Annotated in this window: 8 protein-coding genes; 7 read left to right on the top strand and 1 reads right to left on the bottom strand. The window is 57.5% G+C overall.

Translation table 11 applies throughout. From position 1 onward, the window contains the following. Window positions 1-169 precede the first annotated feature (169 nt). Window positions 170-508, bottom strand: coding sequence for a 4a-hydroxytetrahydrobiopterin dehydratase (locus CKO15_RS12650; protein WP_200196877.1), 339 nt, complete (start codon window positions 506-508; stop codon window positions 170-172). A gap of 287 nt (window positions 509-795) precedes the next feature. On the opposite strand from CKO15_RS12650, the gene CKO15_RS12645 reads away from it, so the two are divergent. The 7 genes from CKO15_RS12645 to CKO15_RS12615 form a co-directional block, all read left to right on the top strand. Further along, entirely contained in the window at window positions 796-2034 is a 1239-nt protein-coding gene (locus tag CKO15_RS12645; protein WP_200196874.1) for an AAA family ATPase, read from the top strand. 3 nt (window positions 2035-2037) lie between these two features. After that, on the top strand, window positions 2038-3201 hold the full coding sequence (locus CKO15_RS12640) for a ParB/RepB/Spo0J family partition protein (RefSeq protein WP_200196872.1): 1164 nt from the start codon (window positions 2038-2040) through the stop codon (window positions 3199-3201). A gap of 2994 nt (window positions 3202-6195) precedes the next feature. Continuing rightward, window positions 6196-6807, top strand: a complete 612-nt coding sequence (locus CKO15_RS12635) for a hypothetical protein (protein WP_200196870.1) — start codon at window positions 6196-6198, stop codon at window positions 6805-6807. A gap of 41 nt (window positions 6808-6848) precedes the next feature. Further along, complete coding sequence (locus tag CKO15_RS12630; protein WP_200196868.1) at window positions 6849-7118, top strand: hypothetical protein; 270 nt, start codon at window positions 6849-6851, stop codon at window positions 7116-7118. Between the two features lie 206 nt (window positions 7119-7324). Continuing rightward, window positions 7325-8515 (top strand): PDDEXK family nuclease, encoded by a 1191-nt coding sequence (locus CKO15_RS12625; protein ID WP_200196866.1) that lies wholly within the window; start codon window positions 7325-7327, stop codon window positions 8513-8515. 82 nt (window positions 8516-8597) lie between these two features. Then, entirely contained in the window at window positions 8598-9215 is a 618-nt protein-coding gene (locus CKO15_RS12620) for a YqiA/YcfP family alpha/beta fold hydrolase (protein ID WP_200196864.1), read from the top strand. Next, the coding region (locus CKO15_RS12615; RefSeq protein WP_200196861.1) for a DUF4147 domain-containing protein at window positions 9206-9431 on the top strand (226 nt) is incomplete at its 3' end. The genes CKO15_RS12620 and CKO15_RS12615, both read left to right, overlap by 10 nt.

Here is a 9431-nt window from a genome sequence, read left to right as displayed (position 1 = left end):
ACCATGGTCAAGTTCGTCGACCACGGCAACGACGTGGCGAGTGTCGTTGGTGTCATCGCCGGCCTGCTTTGGCCGCTCACCGTCCTAGTCTGGCTAATCAAAGGCGACCTGCTGCGGCGGTGAGGCGACGACGCTGGTTGATCACCCACGGTCTGCACGCGCGGTCGCTTTAATCGGCGGCCTGCTCCAGGCCGTTGACCTTTGCAGCCAAGATAAAGTCGTTCTCGTGGAGCCCACCAATTGCGTGGGTGTGGATCCAGACCTCGGCATAGCCGTAGCCGAACTTGATGTCGGGATGGTGGTCCTGTTCTTCGGCGAGTTCGCCAACACGGTTCACGAAGGCAAGCGCCTCTAAGAAGTTCTGAAAACAGAAGCAGCGAACGATCCGCTTGCCCTCCGAGTCGAGGGACCAGCCGGGTACCTGCTGGATCAGCTCTTCTGCTTTAGGGCGATCGAGCGCAGCCACACCACCCCTGCAAGGTATGCATGTTTTCTCGGCCAGATCCATGTTCTTCTCCCCTTGTGCTACATCTGGACAGGTACAGGCTATCGCTTGACAGCCACTGGTTCACCGGAGCTGAACTGGTTGTTGCGGACTAAGCGTGACACGCGAGCCATCTTGTGGCAAAAATAGTGCTGTGAGCAACAAATGGTGCCTCAAGCAATAAAATATGCCTCAAGCAAGGATTCATGCCACATGGCATCCTGTGTGCACCATACTAGGTCTTGCGCCGCAGAGTCGCTTGCCGAGAACAGCCAGCTTATGTCCAGCCATCATCGCCGCGGGGATCCGCCATGACAGAAGACCAAGACGCCCCTTCACCCGTAGTCACATACACCGCGGATCGACTGATTGAGCTCTCGGAGCGTGCCGAAAGCCACCTAGAGAAGATTCGCCAGCTGAGCTTTGACCCCGACCACGAGAAAATCCTGCGGAAGTTCTCAAAGGGCGAGGTCTGCAAGATGCTGAACATCGCCCGAGAGACTCTTCGCAGACGCATCAAGGAAGGCATCTTTCCCGAAGGGGAACTCAATCAAGCGCAGAACGCCCGCCACTACGACCTAGGCACTCTGCACCAGATGATGGAGATTGAGGGTGTCCGCCCTTCACGGGGCAACAGCCCACGTGCAGCCCGCGTTGCCATCACCAATTACAAGGGTGGCGTCGGCAAGACCAGTATTACTCTTAACGTAGCCCAGTATTTCGGTATGCTGGGATACCGCGTGCTGATCGTCGACTCCGACCCCCAGGGCTCCAGCACGGAATACCACGGCATCATCCCTGACGCAGAGCTTGAGATAAGCGACACACTCGCTCAGTTCTACGTCGAGGGCGACCCCGCAACACTAGCCAGCGCCATACGTACGACACATTGGTCTGGGGTTGACCTCCTCCCGGCCAACAGCGCGCTCTCTCATGCTGAAATCCGCCTCTACGAGCAGGAAGACTTTGGATTTTTCGCGCACCTCGATCGCGGCTTAGCAGCTGTCGAGGACCACTACGACATCATCTTCATTGACACCCCGCCATCTCTGGGCTTCCTCACGGCGAATGCGGTCTATGCCTCCGACGGTCTGGTAGTGCCGATCCCTCCGGAAGCGCTTGATTATGCTAGCTCTGTTCAGTATTTCGCGACCCTCGGGGCGATGTGCAACCAGTTTCCAAAGATTGTCGGCAGAACAAAAACCTTTGATTTTGTAAGGATACTGTGCAGCCGTTTCCGGACCAACAACAATGCCCACCAATTCTGGCTTAGGCGCATCCGCAGTTCCTATAGCGATATCACAATGGAGGCAGTCTTTAAGGAAACCCGGGCTGTCCAGATCGGCGGCACGCAGCTGCAGACTATTGGTGAAATCCCCCCAAGCGCCCCGATAGACGCCGGTGCCCGCCGCGATGCTCAGCAGATGCTGGCTCAAGTCGGGGATGAAATCCTACGGAACATTCAGCAAGTTTGGCTGCGTCTCGAACAGGGGGGCGGTGCAAGTGCTGCGACAGCAGTAGCATCTGCAACCGCGGGCGTGGAGGAGTAACGGATGAGTCAACGCAAGCGGTTTCAAGAACTCGAAGCAGCGCTAGACGCGGCCGATGATGTCTCTACTGCCTCGCCAAAACGACGACGTGGTAACCAGGGTTTACTGGGGAACAAATTTGATCAGGTCGAGGCAGGACTGCAGCAGCAGCGAGATGAAGCATTAGCTTCGCTTGCGGAAGCAAATGCCCGTATTGCCGAGTTAGAAAGCGCGCAGGGCGCTGCGAGTAGCACTGCACTTACAGCCGAACGTGAGCGGGCTGCGCATCTTGAGCAGCAGCACCGGGCTGCGAGCGAACGACTCGCCGAGCTCGAGAAGCAAAATCAGGAGCTCCAGAGACTGGTCGAACAAGGGATCGTCCCGGCCGACGGCGCCATGCAGGTTATGACTCTTGATCCGCAGACTGTCGATCAGAGCCCTTTCCAGAACCGTCTTGAGCAGTCGTTCTCTGATCAGGCTTTTGAGGAACTGGTCGCGGACATCGAACAGACGGGAGGAAACCAGGTGCCCGGTCTGGTCAGGCCGAAACCTGGGGTGACAGGGCGCTACGAGCTCGCTTACGGGGAGCGACGCAAGCGGGCTTGTGAACGTGCCGAGGTCCCCTTCACTGCCCTGGTCACTGAACTCACCGACCAACAGCTTGCTCTCGCGATGGCCGCGGAGAACCGATCGCGGCAATCCCTGGCGCTTTACGAACAGGCGCTTCAGTACAAGGATTTTCTCGACCACAAGGTCTACGCAAGCGGCACCGAACTCGCGAAAGCGCTAGGGATAAGCCGCCAATCGGTCTCCAAGACGCTCCGTATCCTGGATCTCCCAGCGGCCTTCTTTGAGCGCGTCGATGATCCCCGCACGATACGCTGGTCGACCTTTAACCGGCTTTACGAATGCTGCCCCGGCGGCAAGGACGAGGTGGCCTCGGCTGTCGAGGATGGTCTGGTGCTCTACAGCAGCACCCATGCTGATCAGCTGCTGCGCGAGATCATCCGTGGGAGGAGCCTGCAACCGATCCCGCCTCAGATCTATCGGACCCAGAGTGGCAAAGAACTGGCACGGATCGACCGGCTTAAGAACGGGGTGCGCGTTCAGATCAGTTCAGAGGAGCCTGGGCTGCTTGAGGAACTGGAGCGTCTACTTGCTTCTTATGGCGGCGAGGTGGACTCTTGAACGATCGCCGCTGGAACCCCGGTCAACCTAGGTTGACAGACCACGTGTGGCTGCGCGCTTTTGGTCAGCTCAGTCAACCTAGGTTGACACGGGTGCGCCGTACACGCACTGAAAAAGGAACCATCAAAACCTTACAAACAATGTTTGATACAAATCAATAGCACTGTTGGGCAAACACTTAGCTCGCCCGGTCAGTACGGTGTCAATGATCGCCTTCAGTACGAGACTTTTCTCGCTCTCCACGACAGTCAACCTAGACTGCCGCACCCACTGTAGTTAGTGCTGTGGTATCCCTCGCCCCTGTCAACCTAAGTTGACCAGTATCAGCTAGCATCTTCACTCCGCCAGTCATGATCCTCGGCCACGAGGTGGATGGTCGTACGCTCCCGCGTGCATCTTAGCTTTTGTCAGTTGGGACTGAACGGGCCACCTACAACGCGGGCAGCAAAACAATCGCCTCCAGGTCAACCTAGGTTGACAAGCCTCGACTAGCCATCTACCTAGACGGTCTTGAATCCTGAATTATGAGGGGCGATCCTTGTGAAAAAACTATGAAGACAACAGCGGTGCTCCTTCTCTGCTTACTTAACCGTTAGCAGGTTCTGCGTTGTCTCGGTCAACCTAGGTTGACACACTTCGACCGGCTGACCGACCTCCGCCCTGGCAGTCGTAAAATCGGATCGGCATGTCTATATCAGGCTGTCGCATTGTCATCCACGACCATGTCAACCTAGGTTGACACGCATCGACCTGCCAATCGCTCCAACGATATAGCCGCTGACAACCTAGGTTGACATAGGCCGCCTAGCTAACCACTCCTGCGGCCTTTTTCTGCCGCGAGCATTAAGAGGGGAACCAACGGCGCTAGGTTCAAAAATTGCGAGTTGCTTTTTTGCCTAACGCCTTGCAGGTGAATCTTTTCCTACGGTCAACCTAGGTTGACACGCATCGACCTGCCAAGCACTTCGGCGCTCTAACCGATGACAACCTAGGTTGACAGGCAAAGATACAGCTACCGCTTTGCTAATCCATGCTCTTGTCAACCTAGGTTGACCAGCCTCGGCTGAGCATCCTGCAACGCTGACGTCTTCCGCTCACGCCGCCAAGTGCGGCGTGTTCTTCACCATTGCGGCGGGGATGGCCGATCTACGGCTCCTGAAGATAATCGAATCCCTATCTGGTCAACCTAGGTTGACAAGTTTAGGCGCAGCCACCCCTCCAGCAACTGCACCTTTGTCAACCAAGGTTGTCAATCTCGACTAAACGCCTACTCCGGTGCCCTTATCTTCAAAATGGGCGGAAGGGGAGGCACTTGCGAGAGGATACGACAGCGCTACGGCTCACATCCTTCTTAAGCCCTAGCATTTTCATCGCCGCATCGATCAATCTGGGTTAACACGCATCAAAGAAACTCTACCTCGGTGACGGTCGTAGCCACTGACAACCTAGGTTGACAAGGCTAGACCGCTAACAGAGACCAGCATGAGCGGACCGCTGACAGTATTCCTCAAACAGGTTCTGTAGCCGGCTCAGCTCCCAACCAGCCACCCCAACATGGTCAACCCGGGATTACAGCCGGGGCACCCCCCCCCCCAGAAAGACTAGACCGCCCGCTTTCGATCTGCGGTGTGAAACTAATGCCTTTTACGGGGATGGTCGACTGAAATTTCGGAACTTTGGACAACGGCATCAAATAAACAAAATCAATTATGACCTACTCAATAAACACCAAAGAGGGCACAAATCACGATCGCGTTAGATAAGAGAACGCAAGCGCAAACAAGAGTGACAGAGGAAGAAATCCACGAAAATTAGAGAAAGCGCGGCGATCATCTACGCAGCAAGGTAAATTACAAAAATACAGGTTTGACTAGCACAAGTTACTGATCATGAAGAGCAAAAGGTTTAGATTGTGAATAATTATCGTTTTATTTTAGAGAATACTGGTGGATCCGTCTCCGCGATAATTGCGCGAGCACGGCTGGAAATTAATACTTGCGGCAAAATAAATTGGTGGGCTAAACTCGGGCCTGGTGTGTTTCAGCTTAGCTGCAATGCCACACAACTTTAGAGAGGATGTGCCGAACGTGTAGATAGACAACCCGGCAAAAGCAAAGCCCCCGGGTGCGCCAACACCCAGGGGCTCAACTTAGAAGAAAGCTCCCGCTCGTCCAGCGAGGAGGAAAAACTACCCAACAAACGCACGTATAGGGTAGTGCCTCCTCCGGGACGAGTCAAGGTGGCTTTGTCCAAATAAAGGAGGACACGGCCTTGATTCCCGCCGACAACCGCGCCCGTCAGGAGCAAGTACAGCTGCTTGACTACGCATGCGACAATCTGCCGTACACCGCGATTCCACGCGTAATTGACTGTCACCTAGCAGCAATAGCTGGGCCTCGCGACCGCATCACGGTCGATCTCTTTCGGCATCTCTGGGACATGGGGAGACAACGCGGCGACTACACTGCCATAGCCTCCTTAGAGCAACTTGCTACACGGTTGCAGACAACCCCCTCATCAGTGAGACGTGCGCGCACAAAATTGCAGCGCTCCGGGATGCTTCACTGGTACTCACCGGTACGTGACGACGGCACCAACGAGCGCACCCACTGGGTGCTGAAGATCCCCAAGGAAGTAGAACTGCTCGTCAGGGCAGCAGCTCCAAGGCAGAAGAGTGCCTCAGAAGCCGCGGAGCATGCGACTGAGAGGGCTGCGCCCGCTGCTCGTACCGCTTCAACCGGAGTACTGAACTCCGCAGCAGAGATATTGAAGGCTGCAGTACCGCAACCAGAGCCGATCCCCCCCCAAACCCCGCCGACCATCCCAACTCCGCCGCCTGAGTCGATCCCCTATGGGACCGAATCCGACCTTGAGTTAACGCCCCACACGCAACCCGAGCCGACACGACCAGAGCCCTCTCAAGAACCGGCAAGCTGCCAAACAGAGACTGCTCACCCGCCCGAGCTCGAGAATGAAGCTGAGATCACTGGACGCATGACGCCCCAAGAGCGAAACCACTTCGAGATTATGGTGAAGCTCCACGGCCATGACATGCGTACCGGTCTCGCCCCTGACTCGGCACTGACCCCGAACGACCTTGATGCGATTGAGCGCTATCGCCATGAGATCCGGCGCCACAACGCACATCAAGTCCGTAAAATGGCCAGTGAGGGTAGCCTGAAAGGGCAAGTGGGTAGCTGCGATCGCAGACACGCCGAGGGAACACAGGCCGATGCGCAGCTGGTCCGCGAGCAGCTAAGCCAGGGCGAGTTGGTCCAGGCGGCCGCTATCGCGGAGCAGTACGCCTCTCAGGTGGGGATTGCCTTCCTTGAGCTCTACCGGCAGATCGTCTGGCACCTGCTGTTCAATCCACAATCGAGACGCTCCACTTTCCACGGCCTGCGGATCGCTCAGCGCCTCTTGGAACAGGGGCGTTGGGGTGTCCCTAGGAGCATGCGGGATGACTTCCAGCCCCCGCCGCCGCCTCGGGTAGCGAGCGGCGATGGGGGGAGGGTGTCGCTAGCGGTAGGGGAGGGTAGCGCTAGCGATACCCCATATAATCCCAATATTTATAATCCAAAAACTAACCGCACTACTTTGCCGTAGCAGTTGGTTGGTTAGAGATTTTCAAAAAGCAAGGAGCATAGATGTCGCCCCCAGACCCCTTCTGCAAGCTGTACGAACACCCAAAGCTCGGACAGATCATGGTCCTGCTCGATGAAGGGGCAGAGAATGGGCCACTGATCAGGATCCACGTCCGGCCACCCGGGTTTAGTGTCTGTTGCCTCGATTTTCCCTATCCCGATACCGATAGCGGCCTGGATGAGGCTCGCGAGACCTTCGGCGCGATGACCGAGGAACACGCAGTAGCCGTGGCGGCCAAGATGGTAGCCCAGGTGGCAGTTGACCAGGCCTGATGTCAGTGGATCCGGAAGCAGTTGAATCGTTTCAACGTACAGCGGCTTCGTTCCGGCAATCCCCGCTGACCGATCAACAAGCTACGTTCGTCCACGAGCAGCTGAAGAAGTTGAAGCTCAAAAGGGCGAAAGGATGAAAGAAGGAGAGGAGAGCATCTATCTTACGATGGGCGCCGCCCCGAGGAACGGCGTTAGGAGGTGTATCCGTGCCTAGCTATGCGGATCTGCTGCTCAAGCAGGATAAGGGCGGCAGCTTCATCAAAGCCCGCAGAGCTCCTCTAGGGTTGTCCAATGGTCGCAGTGAGGAGTGGCTTCGTGATTTGCTGATCGAGAATCCAGATATCCTACCGATTCGCGAGATCGATCCCTCCTTCGCTCCTTTGGCGCCGCTATGCACGGAGCTTACGACCGAGGCGGGGCCAGTGGATGCCGCCTTCATCAACCCTGCAGGTCGCTTGACCCTGGTCGAGTGCAAGCTGTGGCGTAATCCGGAGGCCCGGCGCAAGGTCATCGCCCAGATTCTCGATTATGCTCGGGCCATCGCCAAGTGGGACTACGCTGATCTCCAGCGCCGAGTGGCCATGGCATCCGGAGTGAAGCCGAATGCACCTTATGAGGCCGCTCGACAGCTGCAGCCCGAACTCGACGAGGCCATATTCGTCGACGCCACCGCGCGCGCTCTGCGGGAGGGACGCTTTCTACTGCTTATCGCCGGAGACGGAATCCGCGAGGGAGTCAGCGGAATCACCGAGTTGATCACTCGCAACGCCACGCTTGGTTTCAGCTTCGGTCTGGTCGAGGTTGCCATCTATGAGTTCGGTGAGCAGGGACTGGTCGTTCAACCACGGGTTGTTGCCCGGACCGACACGATCGAGCGAACCTTCGTGCTCGTCCAACAGGGCGATAAGGTGTCACTGCAAGAGGGTGAGGCGGAGGGCGGCGAAAACGCCGAGGATGCTGCAGCCGAACGGGCGATCGAAGAAGAACAGCGCTGGTGGGTGCCCCTGACGCGGATCACGTTTGACGATCCGGATCAGGAGCCGCCCTTCTATCGACCCCGTAACCATGTACGAACACCGATGCCGCTGCGCGGCGTGTGGGTGACCGCTTTTCGGGCCATGAGCCACGGTATCTGTGGTGTCTTTCTCGGTGGCAGGAAGCCAGAGAGATTTCGAGCCCTTGATGTCCTCAATAGAGAGCGGGAACAGATTCTCGCCGAACTGCCGGAAGGGACGCACGAAGGCATGGATGCCACCCCTGATCGCCCAGGGTACTCCCTTTATGCGCAGCTTGATGAATTCGACAGTGATGAGGCTTGTCGGGACTGGCTGGCAAAGCAGTTGAACGTTTTTGTCAACGTCCTCCGCCCCCGGCTAAAGAGAATGAGTGCGCAGTGAGCGGCTGGCTGTCGGATCATCCGGTGCGTTCCGAAGGTGCAGTTCACCGGTGGAGGAGCTTCCACTCAATGAGTTCTGACGAATGATCCTTTACATCCACGGCTTCGGCGGCAGTGGGCGAGGCAACAAAGCCATGCTTCTGCGTCAGCAGTTACAGGACGTTGATTTCCTCGCCCCATCGCTGCCAACCCATCCGCAGCTGGCGCTTGAGACACTGAGTGAGCTGATCGAGTGTGTGGCGCGCTTCGAGTCGGTCGGCGTGATCGGCAGTTCCCTCGGTGGTTTCTATGCACTCTGCTTGAGCGAGCGGTTCCCGAGTCTGCGGGCGGTGCTGATCAATCCGGCGCTGCGCCCTTACGAAACGCTGCGCTGTGCACTGGGGCCGACCGGCGGTCTTAATCTCCACGACGGCAGCCGTTATGAGTGGCACGAGGGCCATCTGCAAGCGCTTCGATCCATGGCGCCGTCACAGTACCGGAAGGAAAACCTGCTGCTGTTCACTCAACTCGGCGATGAACTGCTGGATGCCCGCGAGGCGATCACCGCGCTGCACGGCTGCGAGCAGGTGGTTGAGGAGGGGGGCAGTCACGGCTTTGACGGATTGGAGCGTTACCTGTCGCGCATCCAAACCTTTTTGGCAGCTGCGGAGTCGAACAGTGCCCGGTGTGGGAGCCCACCACGAGGTCGGCGGTGCGACTGAGTCGGGCTCAGGCGTGCGAAGCGATCTTTCGCGCCGGAGTGGCGGCCGTGGACGGCTACGCAGCGGTGGCGAAGGCACTGCAACGCGACGGCGAGTGGCTGCGCATCGGCGAGGAGTGGTTCGATCTAAGCACGATTCGGCGGTTGATCGTTATCGGTGCAGGGAAGGCGACTTGGGCGATGGCGGCCGCTGTGGAGGCAGCCCTCGGTGAGCGCA

This window comes from Halorhodospira abdelmalekii (assembly GCF_016583625.1).
GTDB classification, from domain to species: Bacteria; Pseudomonadota; Gammaproteobacteria; order Nitrococcales; family Halorhodospiraceae; genus Halorhodospira; species Halorhodospira abdelmalekii.
Note: the sequence above shows the minus strand (reverse complement) of the source record. Positions and strands in the feature narration are given on the sequence as shown.

Excerpts from the sequence above, each read along its gene's own strand:
- CKO15_RS12650 (WP_200196877.1), bottom strand. The coding sequence starts at position 508 with ATGGATCTGGCCGAGAAAACATGCATACCTTGCAGGGGTGGTGTGGCT.
- CKO15_RS12645 (WP_200196874.1), top strand. The coding sequence starts at position 796 with ATGACAGAAGACCAAGACGCCCCTTCACCCGTAGTCACATACACCGCG.
- CKO15_RS12640 (WP_200196872.1), top strand. The coding sequence starts at position 2,038 with ATGAGTCAACGCAAGCGGTTTCAAGAACTCGAAGCAGCGCTAGACGCG.
- CKO15_RS12635 (WP_200196870.1), top strand. The coding sequence starts at position 6,196 with ATGACGCCCCAAGAGCGAAACCACTTCGAGATTATGGTGAAGCTCCAC.
- CKO15_RS12630 (WP_200196868.1), top strand. The coding sequence starts at position 6,849 with ATGTCGCCCCCAGACCCCTTCTGCAAGCTGTACGAACACCCAAAGCTC.
- CKO15_RS12620 (WP_200196864.1), top strand. The coding sequence starts at position 8,598 with ATGATCCTTTACATCCACGGCTTCGGCGGCAGTGGGCGAGGCAACAAA.